We start from the raw sequence: 23652 nt of genomic DNA on the forward strand, positions 1-23652 counted from the left end.
GGTCGTCACCGGCCCCAACCCTGCGAGGCGCCTCAACCCATGTCCCGGGTGCTATTAGTCATCGACCAGCCCAGCGACTGGGCTCCCTATTATCCCAGCGAGCGGGTGATCACTTTCGCCGACTACCTGCAGCTTCCCGCACGGCAGCAACGCACGCGCGTCATCAACCTGTGCGCCGGCTACGACTATCGGAGCGAGGGCTATTATTGCTCCCTGCTGGCAGAGGCCCGTGGCCATCGGGTGTTACCGAGCGTACGCACCCTGAACGACCTGGCGCTGCCGCAGCTCTATAGGCTGCAGCTCGGCAGTGTGCTGCCGGCACTCGGCCGGCTGCGCACTCCCGAAGAGGGAGCGGCTGAGCTGGTGGTGAAATCATTTTTCGGCCAGTGCGAGGACCCGCTGCTGCAACCGCTGGCGCGGTTGCTGTTCGATCGTTTTCCCTGCCCGATCCTGGAGATCCACCTGACCTGGGATGGCAGCTGGCAGATCGCCGACCTGCGCCTGTGCTCCCACCGCGAACTGGATGACGCCGGCGAGACCCGTTTTGCCGAGGCGCTCGACCGTTTCAGCAACCAGGTGTGGCGCCCGCGGCAGAAAAGCGAGAGCAGCCGCTATGACCTGGCGATACTGGTCAACCCGGAGGAAGCGTTGCCGCCATCGGACCAGGCCGCGCTGAAAAAATTCGCCAACGCCGGGCGCGAACTCGGTTTCTCGGTGGAGCTGATCACGCCCGCGGATTACCTGCGCCTGCCGGAATTCGACGCGCTGTTTATCCGCGAGACCACCGCTATCGACCACCACACCTACCGCTTTGCCAAGAAGGCCGAGGCCGAGGGCCTGGTGGTGCTGGATGACCCCACCAGCATCCTCCGCTGCACCAACAAGATCTACCTGGCCGACCTGTTTGCCCACCACCGCGTACCGGCACCCAGGACACGCATCCTGCGCCGGGGTGACAATGACGGGCTGGCTGCGGCCGTGGCGGAGCTGGGACTGCCGATGGTCATCAAGATACCGGATGGCTCCTTTTCCCGGGGCGTGGTGAAGGTAAAAACCGCCGAGGAACTGCAGGAGCGGGCCGGGGAGCTGTTCGCCGAATCGAGCCTGCTGCTGGCCCAGGAGTTCCTGTACACCGAGTTCGATTGGCGGATAGGTGTGCTGGACAATCGGCCGCTGTATGCATGCCGTTACTACATGGCCAAAAACCACTGGCAGATCTACAACCACGACCGCAAGAAGAACAGCAGCGGCAGTTTTACCACCCTGCCCACTTTCGAGGTTCCGCGGGCGGTGCTTCAGGCCGCTTTGAAGGCGACCCGGCCGATCGGCAACGGTTTTTACGGTGTGGACGTAAAGGAATCGGCAGGCCGGGCCTATGTCATCGAGGTCAACGACAATCCGTCCATCGACAGTGGTGTGGAAGACAAATACCTGGGCGGCGAGTTATATCGGCTGGTGATGGAGGAATTTCTCCGCCGCCTCGATGTGCGCCGGAGCGGACATGGAAGTGCACGCACGACTGCCCGCCCAGTCTCCTGATGTGCTCCCGTAATGGCATGTAATGAGAGGTGTCTCACGGTTCCTGCCGATTATGTTAGGCTTCGCGCCGGCTGGCGTTTTTTTCCTCCGGCCGGAAAAAACAAGAAACAAGCAGGATTGACCATGATCAAGAAACTTACCCTGGGGGCCTCCATTGCCGCTCTGACCCTGGCTACTGGCTGCGCCAGTATCCTGAGTGACAGCAAGTACCCGGTGACCATTAACAGTACACCCACCGGTGCCAACTTCTCCGTCACCAATGAGGCAGGCCTGGACGTGCACACCGGTGTGACCCCGGACACCATCACCCTGGACGCCTCCGACGGCTTCTTCTCCTCGGCTACCTATGTAATCAAGTACCAGATGGCCGGTTACAACGAGCAGAGCTTCCAGCTGAAGGCGGGCATGGACGGCTGGTATATCGGCAACATCCTCTTCGGTGGCCTGCCCGGCCTGCTGATCATCGATCCGGCCACCGGCGCGATGTGGAAGCTGCCGAAGACTGCCCACGTCAGCCTGCAGCCGCAGACTGCCGCCGCTGCCCTGGATGGCCTGACCATCGCCTCCATCGACCAGGTGCCGGAAGAAGAGAAGTCCCAGCTGGTGCGTGTGAAGTAACAGCACCGGTTTTCGCTTCATGAAAAGCCACCCCACGGGGTGGCTTTTTTGTTGGCGACACCCTTCATGATGCCTGCCGGCACAACTCCAGCCAGCGCTCGATCCCCGCGCTGCGATATTTCTGCCGGTGCAGGGCAAAGTAGAATTCACGGCGGAAATCGCGCTGGGGTACCGGCAGTTCCACCAGCGAGCCGCGTTTCAGTGCATCGGTGAGCGATACCCGCGACAGGCAACTGATGCCGAGGCCCGCCTCCACCGCCCGCTTGATCGCCTCCGTATGCTGCAGCTCCAACAGGATATGCAACTGCGGCAGCAGTCCGGCCAGGGCGCGCTCGAATGTCTGCCGGGTACCCGAGCCGGGTTCACGCAATATCCAGGTGGCCGCACACAGGTCGCGGTCGCCCAGGCGTTTGCGGCCCGCCAGCGGGTGGCCTGGCGCGCAGAACACCACCAGCTCGTCGTCGCGCCAGGGGATCATTTCCAGGTCCGGGTGGTTGAGTTCGCCTTCAATCAGCCCCAGGTCAAGCTCGAAGTTGCGCACCCGCTCGGCGATGGCGGCGGTGTTGGCCACGTCCAGCTCCACCCGGGTGCCCGGCTGCTCCGCCATATAGCGCGCCATGATGCCCGCCGCCAGGTAGTTGCCGATAGTGAGGGTGGCACCTATCTTCAGCCGTCCCAGCTCACCGTGGGCGGCCAGCGCGCCCTCCAGTTCGCGGGCGCGTTCCAGCAGCTCTTCGGCCCGCGGCCACAGCTGCCGCCCGAGCTCGTTGAGGCGCAGGCGCTTGCCGGTGCGCTCGAACAGGCGCAGGTCGAACTGCTGCTCGAACTCTTTCAGGGCTGTGGAGCAGGCGGACTGGGACATATTCAGGCTGGCAGCCGCGCGGCTGACATTCTCGTGGTGGGCGCAGGCGAGGAATACCTCCAGCTGGCGCAGGGAGTAGCGCAAGGCGAGCCTCCGGGGAAAGGGTCGTTATCGATTCAGTCGATAAGGATTATCGAAATATCCCATTTTGCCAATAGGTATTCCGCGGCTAGAATTCAGGCATTAAGAGAATTGAGGAATAACTGGTTCTAACGTTATGTCAAATTTGAATATTGAAAAGGTGTTGGAAGTCCACCACTGGAACGACACCCTGTTCAGCTTCAAGACCAGTCGCGACCCGTCATTCCGCTTCGAGAACGGCCACTTTACCATGATCGGCCTGCAGCAGGAGAACGGCCGCCCGCTGCTGCGCGCCTACTCCATCGCCAGCGCCAATTACGAGGACGAGCTGGAGTTTTTCAGCATCAAGGTGCCGGACGGTCCGCTCACCTCCAAGTTGCAGAAGATCCAGCCGGGTGACGAGATCTTCGTGAGCCGCAAGCCCACCGGCACCCTGGTGGCGGACCACCTGCTGCCGGGCAAGCGCCTGTGGCTGCTGTCCACCGGCACCGGCCTGGCGCCGTTCCTCAGCATCATCAAGGATCCGGATGTATACGAGCGCTTCGACCAGGTGATCCTCACCCACGGCGTGCGCTACAAGTCGGAGCTCGCCTACCAGGACTTTATCGAGCGCGAGCTGCCGGAGCACGAGTATTTCGGCGAGATGATCCGCGAGCAGTTGCTCTACTACCCCACAGTAACCCGCGAGAAATACCGCAACAACGGCCGCCTCACCGACCTGATGCTGTCGGGCAAAATCTTCGACGACCTGGATGTGCCGAAGCCCAATCTCGAAGAGGACCGCTTTATGCTGTGCGGCAGTCCGGCGATGCTGAAAGACCTCACCAGAATCCTCGACGACTGGGGCTTCCGCGAGACCCGCGCCGGCGTCCCGCACGAATACGTTATTGAACGCGCTTTTGTGGAAAAGTAATTTCCAACAGGTTCGATTTGCTGGCCACCTTCGGGTGGCTTTTTTGTTTGCACGAGCAGCCGCCGCGGCGCCCGCCGGATGATCTCTTTACCCGCCAGTACGTATCACTGTCCCGAAGGCCCCTGTTGAGCGGCTTTCACCTACCCTGTAAGTAAGCCCGGTAAGCCATCGCTGCGGGTGCTGGCACAAACGGAATCAGGAGCGGGAAACGGTGCGAAAACTCTTGTTGGTATGGCTGGCGGTGCTCTGTGGGTGCACGGGTGTCCCCGAAAACGTCGAGCCGGTGAAAAACTTCGACCTGGATCGCTACCTGGGCCGCTGGTATGAGATTGCCCGGCTGGACCACTCCTTCGAGCGCGGCCTGACCCACGTCACGGCCGACTACAGCCGCAACGACGACGGCTCGGTGAAAGTCATCAACCGCGGCTATTCACGGGAGGAGGGGGAGTGGCAGCAGGCCGACGGCCGCGCCCGGTTTGCCGGCGATCCGCGCACCGCGCACCTGGAGGTGTCCTTCTTCGGTCCCTTCTATGCGTCCTATGTGATCATCGCGCTGGATGACAATTACCGCCACGCACTGGTGACCGGCTACAACCGCGACTACCTGTGGCTGCTGTCCCGCGAGCCCTCAGTTCCGGATGCGGAGCTGCAGCCGCTGCTGGAACAGGCCCGCGACCTGGGCTACCCCATAGACCAGCTGATCTTCGTCGAGCAGGACAACCGGCCCCCGGAACCGGGTCGCTGAACCGGGCCGCGGAAGGTCACACCCTCAGGGCTTCAGCTTACGCTCGCCCCACCAGGCAAGCGCCAGCAGCATCACCAGCAGCAGCGCCAGCCATGGGCGCGGCAGCGGCCGGCCAGGCGCGGCAGTGGCCGGCTCAGGTCCCAGCCGCGCGGTGGCCATCTGCCGGCTCTCGTCGCGCATGAGGGCGCGCTGCCAGTCGGGCCAGGCCTCGGCCGGGAACACATAGAAAGCATGCACGGACCCGTCATCTCCCGCCAGCTGGTGCCAGCCGGGCTCTTCCGGCCAGTACGCGTGGCAGCGGCGGCCGGCGGGCGCGCCAGGGAGGACGCCGCTCCCGGCCGGGCCGGCCAGCGCGGGGGGCTGCCCGAAGTCGTCCCTGCACAGGGTCACCCGGTGGCCGGCACGCGGCAGCGGCTCGCGCACCTCCAGTGCCTGGCCGTGGCCGAGGTGTGCCAGCTGTGGCTCCAGTACGGACTGCCACAGGCGGGCGAAAGCCCCGCGCTGGCCGGCGGTCATCCAGCGGTAACTGTTGTGGAAGAACACGAACCCGAGCGCGCCGTCGGCGCTCTGCCGCCCCCAGTAGAGCGATGCCGGGCTGTCGTCGCCGAGAAGCGAGTCTGTCTCCCGCGCCGTCGCCGGCCGGTAGCCACTGAGCGCGAGTGGCGGGGTGTCGCGGTCCCCGTTGGGCGCGCTTACCTGCACCGCGGCGGCCGGCTGCAGCGCCATGTCATTGCGGGCGGCATATTCCAGGAACCCCGCCGGGCTGTCCTCGCCCACCAGCCATAACACCGAGCCACCCGACCTCGCCATGACCTCCAGCGCGCGGCGCTGGCCACTATCGAGCAGCGGCCACAGGTGGCTGTCGAGAATCAGCAGTTCGAACTCACTGGCCATATCCAGCGGGGCGCCGCTGCCGGCCTCCAGCCCGTTGAGGTTTTCATTGCGCTCGATGCCCGGAGCCAGGCGGGTCACTACCCGGGCGGGGACGCCGGACTGCCGCAGCCAGCGCGACAGGGCCGCCGACTCGAAGCCCGGCCGCGCCAGCCACAGCAACACCCGCGGGCGCTCGCCGGCCTCGACGGTAACCGGTACCGGTTCGCTGCGGGCGGTGGCTCCCTCACCCACCTGCAGGCGGTATTCCCAGCGGCCCGCCAGCCGCGGCAGGTCGGACAGCTGCACGGTGCTGCCGGCTTCTCCCGTCACCGCCTCCGCAACGCGCTCGCCAAAGGGGTCCACCAGGGCCAGCGGCACCCCGGCGGGCGTGTGCGCGCCGGTGTTTATCTCGAGGGTCAGGGACTCCCCCAGCAGCAGCCGGCGCGGCCAGCGCGGCCGCCAGCCATCGGCGACGGGCACCTCCAGCTGCAGCCGCAACGGCGGCAGCGCCAGCAGGGAATCCCGGTAGTGGCCCGGGCCGGCCAGGCCGATGCCCGCTACCCCTGCCAGCTCCCGGTCCGACAGCGCCGGGCTGATCGCCGCCCGCGTACTGCCCGCGTTCGCCCCGGCTGCCAGCTCCGCGTGCTGCGGGGCCGGCAATAGTGCCGGTGGGTGGGCCAGCATCCACGCCACCAGCCAGATGCCGGACTGCAGCAACCCGGCGGCCACCCGCCGCCCGCGACTGGCCTGGCGGCGCGCAACCAGCAGCAGCGACAGTAGTGCCCCGATGACACAGAGCGCGGTTATCCAGCTGCTCATGAACCCGTACCTCCCTGCTCCGCCGGCGCGGTCTCATCGAGCCACTCGGTAAAGGCCCCCGCAGGCGCGGCGCCGCCGGGCAGGGCCGGCGCTACTGCCGGCTCCGGCAGCAGCCGGTAGAGCTGCGCCGCCAGCTCCTGCCGGCAGCGGTCACAGGCCGGGTCCTGCCGGTAGCGGCGCAGGGCCTTGGCCAGTTCCAGCCGCTCCGCCGGTTGCCGCTCCAGCTGCGGCAGCCCGGGCAGGGCATCCAGCGCTTCTGCTGCCGGCCTGTCCCCGGCCAGCAGGGTGCGCAGGGTTGCCTCCAGCCCTGCGCGCGCGCGATCGTGGAAGGCCTTGTCTAGCGCGGGTGGCGTGACCTCGTCGCGCTCGCCGGTGAGGCGTCGCTCCTCGTCCACCGGCGGGGGCTCGAAGCCGACCCGCTGCAGGTAGATCCGCGAGGCCTGCTGCACCTCCTTGATAAAGCGCAGTGCCCGGTGTTGATGCGGCAGTGACGCGCGCGGCTCCACGACCGACAGCTCGCGCCAGGAACTCCACATCGCGTTAAGCGCACTACGTAAAAGCTCCTTGGTCTGCGGGTCGAACAGGGTGGCGTGCTCGGAATTGTCATGCTGGTGGCCTACGGCGGCCACGATACCGGTGGCGTCGCCGAACCGGGCCGGGCTTGCCGGGCTCTTATCGTGGCCGGCCCCGTGATGTTCCCCGCTTTCCTGCCCACTTTTCTCGTGGCCGCCTTCCCCGTGACTGCCTTCATGGTCACCTTCGTGGCCGCCACTGCCGTGTTCCAGTTCGGAGTCCTCCTCGCCCAGGAACTTGCCGTAGCGCATGCGCAACAGGTTCTGTTCATGGGCGAGCGCCGCGGAGCGCCGGCGGAACTCTGCCGGCTCAAGTTCCGGCTGCTCCGCCAGCAGCGCCTCGGTATCAATAATCAGCTGGCGCTGGCTGCGGAAATACTCCGGCAGCACCTTGATGGCCATACCCTCGGCGTCGCTCAGGCCGAAGATCTCCTCCTGCTGCCAGCGCAGGATAAAGTGCTGGCTGCTGGCCACGTTGGCCGCCGGCGCGCGGTTGTCGCGCGCCTCCAGGTACCAGTAGAGTTCGTCGCCCGGCTCGATGGCAAAGCGTCCCACCGGCACCTGGAAGCGGTAGCGCAGCCTCTTGTCATCGCCCTCCTTTTCCAGCGGTTGTAGCGGTAGGCGCTGGTTGCGGAAGCGCACGTTCTCGCCGTTGCCGCTGGCCAGTGTCACCACGAGAGTCGTATCGGCTACCCGGAAGTCGTCGCTCACCGAAACATCCACCGCCAGCGTGGCATCGTCGGGCGCCAGGTTGCTCCCCACGGGCAACAGGCTGTCCCGCGGCAAGGTGAAGGCGAATTCCGGCGCTCGGTCCGGCGTTACCTCGATATTGTGGATCTCGGGCAGCAGCGTCTCCTGGCCGTCCCGGGTGACCGCCAGCTGGTAGAAGTCGCTTTCTGCCAGTTGCCGCTCCAGCCGCCATCGCCGCGCCGGGGTCTCGCCCTGCGCGCGGAAGTCGATCGCCCTGTCCGCGGCCTGCATCACCAGCCGCTCTGCCGGCGCCGACAGGGTGACCGACCAGGTGACGCGGGCGTTCTCCGGAGCGCGCACTTCCAGCGACTGCTCCGTGGCCGCCAGGCCGGTGTAGCCGGGGGGATCGACCCGCGTGCTGGCGGCACTGATGGCGATTCCCGCACGCGAGTCCGCCGCGGCGGCGGCCGGGGCGGGCGCGGCGCCTTCGTCCGGCGCGCCCGGCCAGGGCAGCGGTGCTGCTACCAGTAATGTGCCGAGGCAGGCGAGCAGGGTGGCGGACACCGCCGCGCGCCGGTCCCCCGGGTGGAAGCCCGCCAGTGCGCCAACGCCCTGGAGGCGCGCCAGCGCCTCTTCGGTGCGGCGCTGTTGCAGGCGTGCCAACGGTCCCAGGTCTCCGGGACGTTGCAACAGCAGGGTACTGCTGTCCTGCAGCTGCGGGTGGCGGCAGTCCAGCTGCCGGCACAACTGCGGGAGCGAAAGTCGCCAGCGCCGGTCGAGCAGGGCGCCGAGCCCGGCCATGGCCATCGCGGCAGCGCCGCTCCAGGCCGGCCAGCCCAGCCAGGTATGCAACAGCTGGCCCAGCGCCCCACCCGCTCCGGCCAGCAGCAGGTAGGGGGCGACGCCGCGGGCGCGCCAGCGCCGGCGGGCGCGGACCAGGGGCAGGGCGGTCGGCGAGCGCTTACCCATCGGCGCGCCTCCGCGACAGGGTCACCGCCCGCTCCACCAGCAGCAGCACCAGCAGTGCCAGCAGCAGCGGCTGCTCCAGGGGTGCGCGGGCGGGCGTGGCCACCTGTTCGTCCGGTACCGGCGCCCCGGGCAGCTGCCCGACAGACCAGCGCGGGCGCGCGGCGGCGTGCAACGGCCAGTCCTGCCGGGTCCACTGGTGCCACAGCTGCTCCGGCAGCTCGGGGCGCCGGTAAAAGGCGCTGTCATCCCAGTCGCCGCGGTAGCGCAGCCAGCTGCCCCGGCCGAGCGCCGCCGCCTGCCGCGCGGGACCGGGGTCGCCCGTGAGTGCTGCAAAACCGGGATCCGCAGTGGGCGTCACCCTTTCATCGGTTATCAACAGGCCCCCGCCCCGGGCGAACCGGCGCGCGGATTCCGGCAGGGCGCCGGGCCGGTTGTAGAGCAGCCAGTCGGCTTCCCGCGGGTCCAGCGCGGCGGCATCCGCCATGGTACGGATTTCGGGCCGGGCCTCACCGCTGTCGGCCAACTGCTGCAGCATCGGCTCCAGCCAATGGGGCTGATCGCCGATCACGGCCATGACCGGGGTGGGGACCGGGTAATCGCCCGCTTCCTGCAGTGTGTGCCACTGCCAGTGGGGGCTGTAGCGCAGCGCGCGATAGCCGCCGGCATTGACCCCTGAGCGCAACAGGATATGGGCGTCGCGAAACTCCGGTTGCGCCGCGAGGCTGGACAGGCTGTGCCACAGGTCCCCGGTGTGCGGTTCCGTGGATGTGACGGGCTGCGGTTGCGGCTGTAGCCACAGGGTGCGGTCGAAACCTTCTGTTTGCTGCAGGAAGCTGTCCAGCTCGCCCGCCTCGATACGCGGATCCACCAGCAGCACGCTGCCCCGGTCGCCGCCTGGCTCGCGCAGCGGCCCGGCCACCAGCGCCACCAGCGTTGCCAGTAACAGCAGGCGCAGGGCCAGCAGCCAGCGGTCCCGCAGCTGCAGGCGCTTCCAGCTCTGCGGTTGCCGCTCCTGCAGCCAGCGTGCGGCGGCGAAGGTGATTTCCCGCGGGGCGCTGCGCTGCAACAGGTGGATAACCAGGGGTACCAGGAACACCAGTGCCAGCCACAGCCATTGCGGTGATTGCCAGAATCCGGACCAGTCGGGCCACTGCATCTCAGGCCACCCGGGAATGCTGGTTGATGAAGCGGTGCACGGCGTCCGCCAGCGGCTCCTCTACCTGCACACTGGTGAGTGGGCACTCGCGCGCGGCGAAGTCCGCGGCCAACGCCTGCTGTGCCTGCGCGAACGCCTCCAGGTACTGCCTGCGCTGGCTGCGGGCATCCAGCTCGCTGGAGCCCGGTGCCTCCGGGTCGCGCACCCGCAGCTCGCCGTCAAAGGGAAAGGTCTGCTCGGCTTCCACCAGCACCTGCAGCGGCAGGCACGGGCGGCCGGCGGCGTGCAGGCGCTGGGCGAAGTCGCTGATCTCCCGTTCCCGCTCGAAGAAATCACTCACGAGCACCACCTGGCTGCGCGGCTCGAACTGTGCCCAGAGCGGTTGCAGCTGCGCTGCACCCGGCCAGTGGCCGGTGGCTTCCGAACGTTGCAGCTCCAGCGCGATGCGGTGGTGGTGGCCCTCGCCCTGGCCGGGAGGGATACGGCCGATCCCGCGGTCGTTCAGCACCAGCAGCGAGCAGCGGTCGCCCTGGGCCTGCAGCAGCCAGCAGAGGGTGGCTATCCAGCACTTCGCGTACTGCAGCTTGGTGAGTTCCGGCACCGCGAAACTGGGCTGGGCCATCGACGCGCTGGCATCCAGGACAAAGCACACATGCATCTGGCTTTCCTGTTCAGCCTCGCGCACGTAGTAGCGGTCCGAGCGGGCGTAGAGTTTCCAGTCCACGTGATTAATGGGGTCGCCGGGCTGGTAGCTGCGGTATTGCTGGAACTCGAGTCCCGCGCCGCGGCGGCGGCTGTGCTGCACGCCCAGCAGCACGCCCGCGGCAATGTGCCGCGACAGCCACGCCAGGTCGCGGGTGCGCGCCAGTGTCAGCGGGTCCAGCAGTTCCACCGTATCAGTCCCGGCCCGGTTCCGGGCAGGCCCGCAACAGTTCGTCGATTACCCGCTCGATGCCGATGCCCTCTGCCTGGGCGTGGAAACTCAGCAGCACGCGGTGGCGCAGCACCGGCAGCAGCAGCGCGCGGATGTCGTCCCGGGTGGCAGCCAGGCGCTGGTTGAGGAAGGCACGGGCCTTGGCCGCCAACACCAGCGCCTGGCCGGCGCGGGGACCGGCACCCCACTGGACCCACTGCGCCAGGGGTGAGTCGCCGTTCGCCGGTCTGGGGCGGGTCGCGCGCACCAGGCGGGCTACATAGCCGTAGAGGTCGTCGCTGACATGTACCTCGCGCACCAGCCGCTGCATCTCCTGCAGGGTGTCTGCATCCAGGCAGGGCGCGGGTGGTGCTGTCTCGCCACCGGTGGTGCCGCGCAGGATGGCGATCTCGTCCTCTTCCGCCGGATAGTCGATATGGATATTCAACAGGAAGCGGTCCAGCTGCGCCTCGGGCAGCGGGTAGGTGCCGGCCTGCTCGATGGGGTTCTGGGTGGCCAGCACGAAATAGGGCCGCGGCAGCGCCATGGTCTCGCCGGCCATGGTCACCGCGTATTCCTGCATCGACTCCAGCAAAGCTGCCTGGGTCTTGGGCGGGGTGCGGTTGATCTCGTCGGCCAGCAGGATATTGGTGAAGATGGGCCCGCGCTGGAACTTGAAGAAGCGCTTGCCGGTACCGTGGTCCTCTTCCAGGATCTCGGTGCCGAGAATATCGCCGGGCATCAGGTCCGGGGTGAACTGTACCCGCTTGAAGTCCAGCTCGGTGGCTTCCGCCAGGGTTTTCACCAGCAGGGTCTTGCCGAGGCCCGGGACCCCCTCCAGCAGGGCGTGGCCGCGGGCCAGCAGGCACACCAGCAGCTGGTCCACCACCTCGCGCTGGCCGACGATCACGCGGCCGATTTCACCGCGCAGTGTTTCCACTGCGGCCATGGTTTTCTCGATGCCGCTCTCGGTGGCGGTTCCGGTTTCAGTTTCCATGATCTTCTATGTCGTTTCTTTTACGTCGTTAAGGCGTAGATGACGATATTGACGGCGAACTTCGTATTGTCGATCGCCAGCCAGCGTTTGTTGCGGTAGTCGTAGTCCCACTCGCAGCCGAAGTCCTTGTTGCTGTAGAGCACCGCGATGCGGCCATCGACGACGATGGCCTTCAGGTAGTCGTGCACCAGGTCGTCGCCCCAGCCATTCAGCTCGAAGCTGGTGACCGGCAGCTCGTCAAACTGGAAGAAGCAGCGATAGATCTCGTGGTCGGCGGGCAGTTTCTGCAGGCAGTCCTCGCCGAACAGCTCCACCATCTGTGCCTCGAAAGACTTGGCGAACAGCCCGTCGATATCGTGGTTGCAGTCGTCCACGAACACGAAGCCGCCGCGATTGACGTAGTCGCGGAAATTGCGCCGCTCCGCCGGGGTGAACTCCACCAGCTTGTGCCCGGCCAGGTAGCAGAAGGGCGCCAGCAGCATGGCCGGGTCCGCCAGCGGCACGATGCGCTCTTTCGGGTCGACCCGCAGGCTGGTGTACTCGACCAGGGAATTGAGCACGTTGGACGGCATGCGCTGGTCCACGTCCCAGTCGCCGGACTCGTACATCAGGCGGGTAAAGTAAAAGTCATACTCCTGCCCGCCCTGCGCACGCAACCCGGCCGACAGCGACAGGGCGCTGCTGCCGAGCAGGAGGTTGCGTAGAAACAGTCTGCGGGAAAGGGACACGGTTACTGCTCTGGAATAGATATCCGGGCTTGCCTCAATACACGATCGTCATGCCGGCGAAGGCCGGCATCCAGCACCAGGGGCAACTGGATCCCGGCCTTCGCCGGGATGACGACGGTTTTTTAAGGTCGCAGCCGGTTAACCCAGCTTGCGCTTGGTGTTAATCACATTGATGCCGTCAAAACGCGCCGTCGAGCTGCCGTGGGACACGGTGCTGATCTGGCTCGGTTGGCCCTTGCCGTCGAAGAAGGACCCGCCCAGGCGGTAGTCGCGCTTGTCGCAGATCTGCGAGCAGGCATTCCAGAACTCCTGGGTGTTGGACTGGTAGGCCACGTCTTCCACCATGCCGGTGATCTTGCCGTCCTCGATCTCGTAGAACAGCTGGCCGCCGAACTGGAAGTTATAGCGCTGCTGGTCGATGGAGAAGGAGCCGGCCCCGACGATGTAGATACCCTTTTCCACATCCTTGATCATGTCGTCCAGGCTCAGCTCATCCTTGCCGGGCAGCAGTGACACGTTCGGCATGCGCTGGAACTGCACACTGGACCAGTCGTCGGCGTAGGAACAGCCGTGGGATTTCTCCTGGCCGAGCATGTGCACCTGGTCGCGGGTGGCCTGGTAGTTCACCAGGATGCCATCCTTCACCAGGTCCCACTTGCCGGTCTCCACGCCCTCGTCGTCGTAACCGACCGCACCCAGTGACCCGGGCTGTACCTTGTCGGCGAACAGGTTCACCTTGTCACTGCCGTACTGGAATTTGCCGCTGCGCCACTTGTCGAGGGTGGCGAAGGAAGTGCCGGCGTAGTTGGCCTCGTAGCCCAGTACGCGATCCAGTTCCAGCGGGTGGCCGACGGACTCGTGGATGGTCAGCCACAGGTGGCTGGGGTCGAGCACCAGGTCATACTTGCCGGGCTTTACGGACTTCGCCGTGAGTTTCTCCTTGGCCTGCTGCGCCGCCAGCCGGGCGTCCTCGACCATGTCGTAGGAATCGCGATACAGCACGGTCTGCGACTGCACCTTGTCTTCGGCGCGGCCATCCAGGTACTCGAAGCCGCGCCCTACCGGCTGGCTCAGGCCGTTGCGGGTGCGGAAGCCGCCGGTCTTCTTGTCCACGGCGGTAACCTGCATCGGCGCCCACAGGCGGTGCACGTCCTGGTCGATATAGGAACCCTCAGTGGAGGCAAAATACTTCTGCTCGTTGACCACGTAGAGGCTGGAGTTGATAAAGCTGGCCCCGGCGCCGAGGGCGGCCTCGTTGACTGCCATCAACAGGTCGACTTTTTCCGCCAGCGGGATCTGCATGGCATTTTTCTGGATCGGTGTCTTCCAGCTTACCTCGCCGTAGCCCTTCTGCTCGGCCAGCTGCACCGGCTCGCTCTGGTACCTGGAGTTGGCCTTGGCGGTGGCCACGGCCTTGCGGGTAGCCCTGGCGATCCCGTCGCTGGTCATGTCATTGGTGGCGGCGAAGCCCCAGGTGCCGTTGGCGATCACGCGCACGCCCATGCCGATGGACTCGGTATTGACCACGTTCTGCAGCTGCATTTCGCGGGTGATCACGTACTGGTTCAGGTAGCGGCCGATGCGCACGTCGGCATAGGTGGCCCCCAGCTTGGTGGCGGTATTCAGGGCGGCGTCGGCCAGCTCCTTCTTGACGGAGAGGTCGATACCGCTGGTGGTGAGCCTGCTCTCGGCTACCAGGTTGCCGGACAGCGGCAACATGGAAACACCCATGCCGGCGCCGGTCAGCTGTAAAAATTTTCTTCTGTCCATGTCAGGTCCTCGTGTTGGCTGCCGGGCTTAAACCGCGTCGGAAAGGCTGCTGAAGGTAAAGTCGCGCACTTTCAGTGCGGGTACCATGGCGGAGAAGCCCCACATGCCCACGCGCCTGGCCTGTCCCATTTCCTCGATATTGTTCAGCATGATCACCGGGCTCTCGTTGAAGCGGAAGTTCTTTACCGGGTACTTGATCTTGCCGTTCTCGATATAGAAGGTTCCGTCCCGGGTCAGGCCGGTCAGCAGCAGCGACTGGGGGTCGACCATGCGGATGTACCAGGTGCGGGTCACCAGGATGCCGCGACGGGTGTTCTTGATCAGCTCCTCGGTGGACTTGTCGCCGCCAACCATGATCAGGTTGGTGGGGGAGGGAACGGCTTCCTGTTCGTTTTTCTCCGCCCAGTAGCGACTGCGCGGCATGTTGGTGGCAACGCCGCCCTTGATCCAGTCGATACGCTCCAGCGCCATGTGGTCCTCGGCCGCCCAGGGGGTGCCGGGTACATTCGGGTCGGTGGGGTCTGAGTAGATGTGCACCCGCTTATCGAACATCTTCTCGCCCAGGCGGTTGCCGCCGCCCTTCTTGCTCATGAAGCTGCGGCCCTCGTCGGCGCTGCGCGCCTCGTAGCCGTACATCATGTAGCCCAGCAGGCCGGAGACGGCATTGGGCTCCAGGATCACGGTGTACTTGCCCGGCTCCAGCGCGCGGGCCTCCTGGGACTGCACCGCCTTGTCGATGGCAATGCCTGAGGTGGCGGCCGTGCTCATGTTGTCGAAGTCGGTCACGTCACTCTCGGCCCAGCCGGAGCCCAGGCCGTTTTCGGTGCGCATGGTCACGGTGAAGTTGGCCGAGGTGGATACGTGGTAGCCGAACAGGCCCTCGGTGTTGGCCACGGCGGCGAAGGAGCGCGCGTCCTCCAGGTAGCCGGCAGCCACGACCTTGTTCTTCTTGGCTGCCATGATGGAGTCGGCGGCGGCCTTGGCACGTTGCTCCGGGGTGATGTTGGCCGTGCCCTTGGCGAAGGCGTTCACGTCCAGGTACTTCTGCGGGCCCAGCAGGGGCATGGCCTCGGGATTGTCCGGCGAGAGCTTTGCCAGCTCCTCGGCCCGGCGCATGACTTTCTCCAGGGCCGCATCGCTGAACTCATTGATGGTGGCCACGCCGGACTTCTTGCCGAAACGCGCCTCTACCGCCAGCTCGATATCGTCGACGATACCGCTGGTGGAAACACTGTTGCGCGCGTAGCGGATGTTGCCGGTCTCGGCACCGGTCAGCTGTGCGCTGGCTCCATCGGCACGGCTGAATTTCAGCACCGTGTCGAGGATTCGCTTCGCTTCACTTCTGGTCAGGATTGCCATTGTTTTTATCTCCGGTTACTTGTTCTTTCTTGTCGCCGCCCAGCCGGGCCGCGGTCAGGAAATCTTCCGTTTGGTGTTGATTACATTGATGTTGTCGAAGCGCGTGGTGGCACAGCCGTGGGAGACTGCGCTCACCTGGCTGGGCTGGCCCTTGCCGTCAAAGAAGGTGCCGCCGAGCCGGTAATCGCTTTCGTCGCAGATGGCCGAGCAGGAATTCCAGAACTCCTGGGTGTTCGACTGGTAGGCGACGTCCTCCACCTGGCCGACAATCTCGCCGTCCCTGATTTCGTAGAAGAGCTGGCCGCCGAACTGGAAGTTGTAGCGCTGCTGGTCGATGGAGTAGGAGCCGCGGCCGAGGATATAGATCCCCTTTTCTACGTCCCGGATCATGTCCTTCACCGAGTACTTCTCCTTGCCCGGCGCCAGTGACACGTTCGGCATGCGCTGGAATTGCACACTATCCCAGCTGTCGGCGTAGGAGCAGCCGTGCGACTCGTCCTGGTCGATCATGTGCACCTGGTCGCGGGTGGCCTGGTAGTTCACCAGGATGCCGTCCTTCACCAGGTCCCAGCGCTTGGCCTTCACGCCCTCGTCGTCGTAGCCGACGGCGCCGAGGGAGCCGGGCTGGGTGCGGTCGGCGAAGAAGTTGACCTTGTCGCTGCCGTAGCGGAATTTGCCGCTGCGCCACTTGTCCAGCGTGGCAAAGGAGGTCCCGGCGTAGTTGGCCTCGTAGCCCAGTACGCGGTCCAGTTCCAGCGGGTGGCCGACGGACTCGTGGATGGTCAGGCGCAGGTGCAGGGGCTCAAGTACCAGGTCGTACTTGCCCGGGTCGATGGACCTGGCCGACAGCTTGGCCTTCGCCTGCTCGGTGGCGAGGATCGCGTCCTCGGCCATATCGTAGGAATCCCCGTACAGCGTGGTGTGGCCGTGGATCTTGTCTTCCTCGCGGCCGTCCAGGTACTCGTAGCCGAGCCCCACCGGGGTGCTGAGGCCGTCGCGGGTCTTGAACACGCCGGTGTCCTTGTCCACCGCGGTCACTGTCATTGGTGCCCAAAGGCGGTGGATGTCCTGGTCGATATAGGAGCCGTCGCTGGAGGCGAAGTACTTCTGCTCGTTGACCAGGTAGAGGGAGGAATTGATGAAGCTGGCCCCGGCTTTCAGCGCGCTGTTGTTGACCTCCATCAGGTAGTCCACCTTCTCGCTGATGGGCACCTCGAAGGCATTCTTCTGGATGGGGGTCTGCCAGGACACCTCGCCCACGCCCTTCACCGGTGCCAGTTGCACCGGCTCGACCTGGTATTTCGAATTGGCCTTGGCGATGGCCACCGCGCGGCGCGCGGCTTTTGCGATGCCGTCGTCGGTCAGGTCATTGGTGGCGGCGAAGCCCCAGGTACCGTTGGCGATCACGCGGATGCCGGCACCGAAGGACTCGGTGTTGATGATGTTCTCGACGCGGGTCTCGCGGGTGACCAGGAACTGGTTCAGGTAGCGGCCGATGCGCACATCGGTATAGGTGGCGCCGGCCCTGCGCGCGGTGTTCAGCACTATGTCCGCCAGCGCCTTCTTCCGCCGCACGTCCATACCGTTTTGGGTCAGTTCCGCGGCGCTGACGCGGGTGCCGTAGACCGGCAGCAGGATACCGCCGGCCCCGACGCCGGCCATCTTCAGGAATTCTCGTCTCTGCATGGTCCTCCCCAGCCCGGTGCGCCGCCCGGCGGTGCACGCGGGGGAATTGGTTATTGTTATGGGTCGTGGGGATTGCCCCGACTGACCGATATGTCCAACCTACCACAATGCCTGTGGGCGGTCAGTGCATACGGGCGCTCGTGCCCGCACAGCGGATTCTTGCCATCGGGGAGCATTAAGCAGGCGGCGCGGCGGTGTAAAGGGGGCCGTCGTCGAGCCGACACCCCAGAGGGGTGAACGGAAAGGTGGGGGAGGGCAGGGGCCAGAAGTGAACGTTACCGCGCCTTTCAGTCCCCGGGCGGGAGTTCGGCGCGCCGGCGCACCTCGGCAAAGGTGGTCTCGCGCAGCAGGCGGCCGTCGCGGAACACCGGCTGCAGCAGGTTGGTGCGCTCGCCCAGCTCCTCCAGGCGGATGGTCTCTACCCCGCCGGACCGGTCGTTCACCAGCGCCAGCCGGCCGCGCATCGACTTCTTCTCGGGGCCCGTGACCGGGTCCTTCCACACGTCGTGCCACTCGCCGTCGATGCGGATGGCACTGGCCTTCATGGCGAAGCTCATGATGTCGCGGTCCAGCTTCTGCAGCAGCGCCCCGCCCATGCCGAAGGTCAGGTTGTCGGCGGAGATGCCGCGGTCCTGCATGGCCTGCAGTATCTCCGGGATCGAGTGGCGGTTCACCCCGTCCCCCTGGATCACGCGGATGAAGTCGGGCAGCACCCGGTAGCCCTTGCCATTGGTGGTAGCGCCGAAGATGCGCATCAGCCGCTCGATGCTCCCGCAGACGATACTGACCGGGTCGCCGGAGTCGGGGCGCACCACCAGGGTGCCGCCACTGTTGATCACCCGCTCTTTCAGGGTGCCGCCCCAGATGTTCTCGATCGCGTTCCAGATATCCCAGCTGTCACTGACCACCGCCACAATCTTGCCGGGCCCGGCGAACTGGTCGAGCATGTTGGCGTAGGCGTCCGCCTCCCCCTCCCGGCCCCAGGCGGTCATTGTGCTGTGCTCCGCCGCCGGGATCGACAGGCCGGCCATGGGCTCGTCGTAGTAGCGCCTTGCCGCCACCAGGCCGGAAACCGTATCGGTGCCCTTGAAGTTCACCAGGTGCGCCATGCCGCCCAGCATGGCGCTCTCCAGGCTGCTGGCCCCGCGGGCGCCGAAGTCGTGCAGCTTGAACGGCAGGTTGTCGAGCGAGTCGGCGGTCTCCCGCAGGTAGCCGGCGATGATGCCCTTGATCAGCCGGCTCTGGGTGGCCACCGTCACCGGGTACCAGATGGCGCGCACCAGCGCGGTCTCTATATAGCTGGTGAGCCAGAAGCAGGCGGGGCAGGTATTCACCACCTGCAGCATCACATTGTGCAGCGGCACCACCGTGCCCTCGGGAACCGCGGAGATCTCCAGCGGCAGCAGCCCGCCGTGCTCCTGCAGGATGTGCTCCCAGCCGGCGCGGTGGAACGGCAGGCCGTGGCTGTGCAGCATCTCCTCGGCCTCGTCGATGTCCCCCACGTGGATGGGGGTGAGCAGGTACTCGCGCAGGAAGGCCTGCAGTCCGAAGAACACCGCCTCGGGAAACTCACCGCCCCGGCACTCGATGTAGCTGCTCACATACTCGGCCCCCGGCGGGTACTGCAGGTAGTGGCTGGCCTTGTAGCTGTCGACGTTGAGGATCAGGTTGGGCGCGCTCATAGCGATGACTGAAAAGGGGGTCTCTTCCCTCAGCAAAGCACAGGCCAAGGGTGCGCCCGGCGCCATAAGCGAAATGCGGCGCCAAAAGCGCCAGCTGGCCCGTGTAATGGCGTGTCATTGACCCCGGTATAGGCCGTGTTTACTTTTGTATACACGACGCGCAAGGGAATGCCATGCTCACCAAAACCCAATCCATCTCCGCCCGCCTGGCGCCCGACGACTACGCCTACCTGATGTCGATCGACCGCAACGGTGCCGTTACCCAGAGCGAAAAAATCCGCGAGTTGATCGCCATGGCCCGGGAGTCTGTCGGGGTGGAGAGCTTCGCGCGTTCCTATATTGCCGCTGGTGAGACGATATTGCCGATTCGTGCCCGCTACGCCGGGGAGAACCAGCGCAGCCTGCTGGTGGAGGCGCTGATGGAAATGGTTGCCGAGGGTGCGGCAGCCATCCAGGCCTGTGCCGGTGCGGAACCGATGGCCCCGGCGCTGGAAGAGAAAGCGCTGCCCATTGCCGAGTCGTTTCTAGAGAGAATCTTTTTAATAACCCGGCAGGAGCAACCGCACCTGGCGCGACCCGAGATCGCCGGGCAGCTGAAAAACAAGGTCGGCGAACTGAGCCAACCCCCAGAAGAATTCACCAACCGAGGGACTGAACAATGAGAGAAGGACTGGTTAAACGTGTCTCGCGGATTATTTCCGCTTCCACCAACGCGCTGCTCGATTCCATTGAGAGCGCTACCCCCGAGCTCATCATGGAGCAGGCGGTGCGCGAGATCGATGACGCCATCGGCGACGTGCGCGACCAGCTGGGCAAGGCCGAGGCGGCCCGCTACCTCAGCGCAAAAACATTGAATGATGAAAACCGTCGCCACACCGCACTGGCCGAGCAGATCGAGATCGCGGTGCAGGAGGGGCGCGACGACCTGGCCGAGGCGGCGATCGCCAAGCAGATGGATATCGAGGCGCAGCTTCCCGTGCTGGAAAAGGCCATCGCCGAGACCGACCAGGAAATCGGCGAGCTCAATGCCTACATAAGTGCCTTGCAGGGCAAGAAGCGCGAGATGCGCGAACAGCTGCGGGAATATGCCCGGGCCACCGAGCACGCCACCAACGGCCCCGCCGGCGAACAACAGGGCGGCAGCCGCGCTACCGCAGAGAAAGTGGAGCAGGCCACCGGAGCCTTTAACCGCATCCTGGAAAAGGCTGGCGTACCAACTTCCGAATCCGGCGCCGACGCGAGCAAGCTCGCCGAGCTGGAGGAGCTGGCGCGCAGCAATCGCGTCAAGGAGCGCCTGGCCAAGATCAAGTCCCGGACGGAGGCCTGATGGAGTTCCTGCTACAGGACGGCAACCTGCTGTTCACTGCGGCGCTGGTGCTGATGCTGATGATCGCTGTAATGGAAGGGGTCATGACCCTGATCGGCGTCGGCATCTCGGACCTGCTCGACAACCTGCTGCCCGATTTCGACCTTAATGCTGACATGCCAGACAGCACCGGGGGTGGCCTCACCAGGCTGCTGGGCTGGCTGCGGTTCGGCGAGGTACCGGCCCTGATCCTGTTGGTGGCATTCCTGGTGGGCTTCGGCGTGACTGGCCTGTTGGTGCAGATGTTCGCCGAGTCGCTGTTCGGCTTCCTGTTGCCCGCCTGGCTGGTGGCCATCCCTGTATTCCTGCTGGCCCTGCCGCAGGTGCGCGCCGTCGGCAACTTCCTGCGGCGTTTTGCGGTGGGCGATGAGACCGAGGCCGTGGGTCGCAGCAGCTTCGTCGGCCGTGTGGCGGTCATCACCATCGGCGAGGCCGCAGCGGGTTCGCCGGCAGAGGCGCGTTTCAGCGACGAGTTCGGCACCATCCATTACGTAATGGTAGAGCCAGACGGCGATGAGATTTTCAGCCAGGGAGAGCAGGTGCTGCTGGTGGAGGAACGCGGGGCCCGTTTCCGCGTGATCCGACCCACCAGCCGGCACCTGACCGACAAAAAGTAAAATGGAGAAATAAACCGTGCTCATTCAAAACCTTTCCAGCATCGCGATCATGGCCGGTGCCATCCTGGTGGGGCTGATCGTAATCGGCACCATCTTCGCGCGGCTCTACACCCGCGCCTCCAAGGAGCGCTCGTTCGTGCGCACCGGCATGGGCGGCCAGAAGGTCATCATGAACGGCGGCGCACTGGTGCTGCCGGTTCTGCACGAGATCATTCCGGTCAACATGAATACCCTGCGCCTTGCGGTTTCGCGCAAGGAGCACCAGGCACTGATCACCAAGGATCGCATGCGCGTCGATGTGCTGGCGGAATTCTACCTGCGGGTGAAGCCTGATACCGACGCCATCGCCAACGCCGCCCAGACCCTGGGTGTGCGCACGCTGGATCCGGAAGCACTCAAGGAAATGATCGAGGGCAAGTTCGTTGACGCCCTGCGTTCGGTAGCCGCCGAAATGGAGATGGCGGAGCTGCACGAACAGCGCAGCCAATTCGTGCAGAAAGTCCAGCAGGTGGTCTCCGAAGACCTGCTCAAGAATGGCCTGGAACTGGAGTCGGTATCGCTCACCGGCCTCGACCAGACCCACAAGGAGTTCTTCAACCAGGACAACGTGTTCGACGCCGAGGGCCTGGCCAGCATGACCCGCTCGATCGAGGCGCGCCGCAAGGAGGTCAACGACGTCGAGCAGGAAACCATGGTGCAGATCGAGAAGAAAAATCTCGAGGCCGAGCGCCAGAAGCTCGAAATCGAAAAGGAAAAGCGCTACGCCCACCTGGAGCAACAGCGCGAGATCGAGAACCGCCAGGCGGCACAAAAGTCCGATATGGCCAAGGAACTGGCCGCGCAGGAGCGCGCCGCTCGCCAGGCAGAGATCGAGGCCCAGCGCGAGGTGGACCAGTCACGCATCGCTGCCGAGCAGGCTACCCGCCTGCTTGAGATCGAAAAGGAAAAACGCCTGCAAGAACAGGAAATCGAGCGCGAGCGTATCCTCGACGAGCAGCGCATCTCCAAGCAGAAGTCGGTGGAGATCGCCGAGCAGGAGCGCGCTATCGCGGTTGCGGAAAAATCCAAGGAACAGTCCGTCGCCGACCAGCAGGCCAATGTGGCCCTGGCCGAGGCGGTGAAGGCCGAGGAACAGGTGCGTACGGCCAAGGACGTGGAAGTGGCCGAGCGCGACAAGCAGATCGAGATTATCGAGGCGCAGAAAGAGGCCGAGCGCCAGGCCACAGCCATCACCGTGGCCGCCGAGGCAGAGAAATCGGCAGCCGAGGACAAGGCCGAGGCCCTGCGCCTGCAGGCGGCGGCAGAGGCGGAAGCCATACGCATCAAGGTGGAAGCGGACCGCGAGAAGTACGCCGTGGACGCAGAGGGCCAGCGCCTGATGAACGAGGCCTTCAACAGCCTCAACGAGGCCCAGGTGGCCCTGAAGAAGGTGCTCAGCCTGCACGAGAACCTGCCCAGTATCATCCGCGAGAGTGTCAAGCCGATGGAGCAGATCGACGGCATGAAGATTATTTCTGTCGAGGGATTAAGCGGCGTCGGCGAGCGTGCCGGCGGCGGAATCGTGGGAGGTGACTTCGACGGCGAGGGCAAGAGCCAGAGCCTGCCCGAGGCTCTGGTGGGCAGTGCCCTCAAGCACCGCGCCATGGCGCCGCTGGTGGACTCGCTGCTGAAGGAAGCCGGTGTAGGAGAACTGGGCAAGGTTGCCGAGACCGAGAGCTAACCGCGCCTGTCCCGGCCTGCACGGCCGGGCAGGCCGCATCAATATCCCGCCCTGGAGGCGGGAGACCTCGAACCCAAGGAGGGGATGATGAAGAAGGAAGGAATCTTGAAAGGACTGGTTTTGGCCTTGGCACTTACCTTACCGGGACCGGCGAGCGCGGTGGACAATCCGACGGTGCAATCCGTGCTGGCTTGGCTCGAGGTGATCGATAACGGCGCCTATAACCAGAGCTGGGAGTCCTCCGCACCCATGTTCCGGCAGCAGGTGACCAGCGAGCAGTGGCAGGAAGCACTGGAGCAGGCCCGGAAGCCGTTGGGAAAGGTTTTGTCCCGCGAGGTGCAGTCCACCAGCGAGCACTCGTCGCTCCCCGGCGCGCCGGATGGTAAATACCTGGTGGTGAAACTGGCCAGCAGTTTCGAAAACAAGGCCAGGGCTACCGAAACGGTGACGCTCAAGAAGGTGCAGGGCCAGTGGCGCGCGGTGGGTTATTTCATCAAGTAGCGGCCAGGACAACCGCTACCGGCTTGCCGGCTACGGACGGCACTCCCAGCCGGGCGGAGAGACCGGGAACTGGCCCGGCACCGGGTAAGCACTTGCCCGTGAGGCCGCCGTAGAGAGTACTGTAACAGGGCCCGAAATAATGAGCCAAGGCTCCTATCTAAATAGGAACACAGCTAACTCATTGATTTCAACAGCCGTGAAATAGGATAAAGAGCGGAGGGTAGAATGCGCCGACTCGAGCCACTCGCTCGCTATATCTGATTAATTATTGACCTCGTCATCTTAAGTGTTTGATATGAAGAGCTTTTCTTGTGCTTGAGAGATCGCCTTCAGGTAAATAGTAGCCAAATGTATAGTGAGCCCGTCGCTCTTTAATAAACTGTTAAGTGTCGTATGAGAGTTCTGAAAGTACTTTACATAGTTTTACTTTTGGCTGGCTGCACTCAGGTCAGAGTCTGCGATTACCCGCTCACAGA

At 65.0% G+C, this 23652-nt stretch carries 20 protein-coding genes; 9 read left to right on the forward strand and 11 right to left on the reverse strand.

The window, feature by feature from the left end; translation table 11 throughout:
- Nucleotides 1-39: 39 nt before the first annotated feature.
- Nucleotides 40-1539: a RimK family protein gene (locus tag BLT26_RS11865; protein WP_091514256.1), complete on the forward strand. Its 1500-nt coding sequence runs from the start codon at nucleotides 40-42 to the stop codon at nucleotides 1537-1539.
- Nucleotides 1540-1662: 123 nt separating this feature from the next.
- Entirely contained in the window at nucleotides 1663-2157 is a 495-nt protein-coding gene (locus tag BLT26_RS11870; protein WP_091514260.1) for a hypothetical protein, read from the forward strand.
- Between the two features lie 64 nt (nucleotides 2158-2221).
- Here the strand turns inward: BLT26_RS11870 and BLT26_RS11875 are convergent, their stop codons facing one another.
- Nucleotides 2222-3103 carry a LysR family transcriptional regulator gene (locus BLT26_RS11875; RefSeq protein WP_091514263.1) on the reverse strand — a complete coding sequence of 294 codons (882 nt, stop codon included), beginning with the start codon at nucleotides 3101-3103 and terminating at the stop codon, nucleotides 2222-2224.
- 133 nt (nucleotides 3104-3236) lie between these two features.
- Here BLT26_RS11875 and BLT26_RS11880 point away from each other — a divergent pair, with 133 nt between their 5' ends.
- A complete protein-coding gene (locus BLT26_RS11880; RefSeq protein ID WP_091514267.1) occupies nucleotides 3237-4013 on the forward strand; it encodes a ferredoxin--NADP reductase in 777 nt (258 codons plus the stop codon).
- 211 nt (nucleotides 4014-4224) lie between these two features.
- Nucleotides 4225-4758: a lipocalin family protein gene (locus BLT26_RS11885; RefSeq protein WP_091514270.1), complete on the forward strand. Its 534-nt coding sequence runs from the start codon at nucleotides 4225-4227 to the stop codon at nucleotides 4756-4758.
- Between the two features lie 24 nt (nucleotides 4759-4782).
- On the opposite strand, the gene BLT26_RS11890 is transcribed toward BLT26_RS11885, so the two are convergent.
- The 10 genes from BLT26_RS11890 to BLT26_RS11935 all read right to left on the reverse strand — a co-directional run bounded on the left by BLT26_RS11890 (nucleotide 4783) and on the right by BLT26_RS11935 (nucleotide 18972).
- Complete coding sequence (locus BLT26_RS11890; RefSeq protein WP_091514273.1) at nucleotides 4783-6450, reverse strand: hypothetical protein; 1668 nt, start codon at nucleotides 6448-6450, stop codon at nucleotides 4783-4785.
- The gene (locus BLT26_RS11895; RefSeq protein WP_091514276.1) at nucleotides 6447-8681 is read right to left on the reverse strand and encodes a DUF4779 domain-containing protein; all 2235 of its coding nucleotides are present in this window, start codon (nucleotides 8679-8681) and stop codon (nucleotides 6447-6449) included. The genes BLT26_RS11890 and BLT26_RS11895 overlap by 4 nt, the downstream gene beginning before the upstream one ends.
- The gene (locus BLT26_RS11900) at nucleotides 8674-9837 is read right to left on the reverse strand and encodes a BatA domain-containing protein (RefSeq protein WP_091514279.1); all 1164 of its coding nucleotides are present in this window, start codon (nucleotides 9835-9837) and stop codon (nucleotides 8674-8676) included. Before BLT26_RS11900 ends, BLT26_RS11895 begins: the two co-directional genes overlap by 8 nt.
- A gap of 1 nt (nucleotide 9838) precedes the next feature.
- A complete protein-coding gene (locus tag BLT26_RS11905; protein WP_091514282.1) occupies nucleotides 9839-10729 on the reverse strand; it encodes a DUF58 domain-containing protein in 891 nt (296 codons plus the stop codon).
- Between the two features lie 4 nt (nucleotides 10730-10733).
- Nucleotides 10734-11747, reverse strand: coding sequence for an AAA family ATPase (locus BLT26_RS11910; RefSeq protein ID WP_091514287.1), 1014 nt, complete (start codon nucleotides 11745-11747; stop codon nucleotides 10734-10736).
- Between the two features lie 20 nt (nucleotides 11748-11767).
- Nucleotides 11768-12475 (reverse strand): DUF4159 domain-containing protein, encoded by a 708-nt coding sequence (locus tag BLT26_RS11915; RefSeq protein ID WP_217631430.1) that lies wholly within the window; start codon nucleotides 12473-12475, stop codon nucleotides 11768-11770.
- 138 nt (nucleotides 12476-12613) lie between these two features.
- Nucleotides 12614-14245 (reverse strand): TldD/PmbA family protein, encoded by a 1632-nt coding sequence (locus tag BLT26_RS11920; RefSeq protein WP_091514291.1) that lies wholly within the window; start codon nucleotides 14243-14245, stop codon nucleotides 12614-12616.
- Nucleotides 14246-14272: 27 nt separating this feature from the next.
- Nucleotides 14273-15604: a TldD/PmbA family protein gene (locus tag BLT26_RS11925; protein WP_091514293.1), complete on the reverse strand. Its 1332-nt coding sequence runs from the start codon at nucleotides 15602-15604 to the stop codon at nucleotides 14273-14275.
- 54 nt (nucleotides 15605-15658) lie between these two features.
- Complete coding sequence (locus BLT26_RS11930) at nucleotides 15659-17290, reverse strand: TldD/PmbA family protein (protein WP_091514297.1); 1632 nt, start codon at nucleotides 17288-17290, stop codon at nucleotides 15659-15661.
- A 287-nt stretch (nucleotides 17291-17577) separates the two neighbouring features.
- Nucleotides 17578-18972 (reverse strand): nicotinate phosphoribosyltransferase, encoded by a 1395-nt coding sequence (locus BLT26_RS11935; RefSeq protein ID WP_091514300.1) that lies wholly within the window; start codon nucleotides 18970-18972, stop codon nucleotides 17578-17580.
- Between the two features lie 173 nt (nucleotides 18973-19145).
- Here BLT26_RS11935 and BLT26_RS11940 point away from each other — a divergent pair, with 173 nt between their 5' ends.
- The 5 genes from BLT26_RS11940 to BLT26_RS11960 all read left to right on the forward strand — a co-directional run bounded on the left by BLT26_RS11940 (nucleotide 19146) and on the right by BLT26_RS11960 (nucleotide 23176).
- Nucleotides 19146-19634 (forward strand): hypothetical protein, encoded by a 489-nt coding sequence (locus BLT26_RS11940; RefSeq protein ID WP_091514303.1) that lies wholly within the window; start codon nucleotides 19146-19148, stop codon nucleotides 19632-19634.
- The gene (locus BLT26_RS11945) at nucleotides 19631-20299 is read left to right on the forward strand and encodes a PspA/IM30 family protein (RefSeq protein ID WP_091514307.1); all 669 of its coding nucleotides are present in this window, start codon (nucleotides 19631-19633) and stop codon (nucleotides 20297-20299) included. The genes BLT26_RS11940 and BLT26_RS11945 overlap by 4 nt, the downstream gene beginning before the upstream one ends.
- Nucleotides 20299-20955, forward strand: a complete 657-nt coding sequence (locus BLT26_RS11950) for a YqiJ family protein (RefSeq protein WP_091514310.1) — start codon at nucleotides 20299-20301, stop codon at nucleotides 20953-20955. The genes BLT26_RS11945 and BLT26_RS11950 overlap by 1 nt, the downstream gene beginning before the upstream one ends.
- 16 nt (nucleotides 20956-20971) lie before the next feature.
- A complete protein-coding gene (locus BLT26_RS11955) occupies nucleotides 20972-22675 on the forward strand; it encodes a flotillin family protein (protein ID WP_245720691.1) in 1704 nt (567 codons plus the stop codon).
- A gap of 105 nt (nucleotides 22676-22780) precedes the next feature.
- Nucleotides 22781-23176: a DUF4019 domain-containing protein gene (locus BLT26_RS11960; RefSeq protein ID WP_175453103.1), complete on the forward strand. Its 396-nt coding sequence runs from the start codon at nucleotides 22781-22783 to the stop codon at nucleotides 23174-23176.
- Nucleotides 23177-23652 lie beyond the last annotated feature (476 nt).

This window comes from Microbulbifer yueqingensis, from assembly GCF_900100355.1.
GTDB classification, from domain to species: domain Bacteria; phylum Pseudomonadota; class Gammaproteobacteria; order Pseudomonadales; family Cellvibrionaceae; genus Microbulbifer; species Microbulbifer yueqingensis.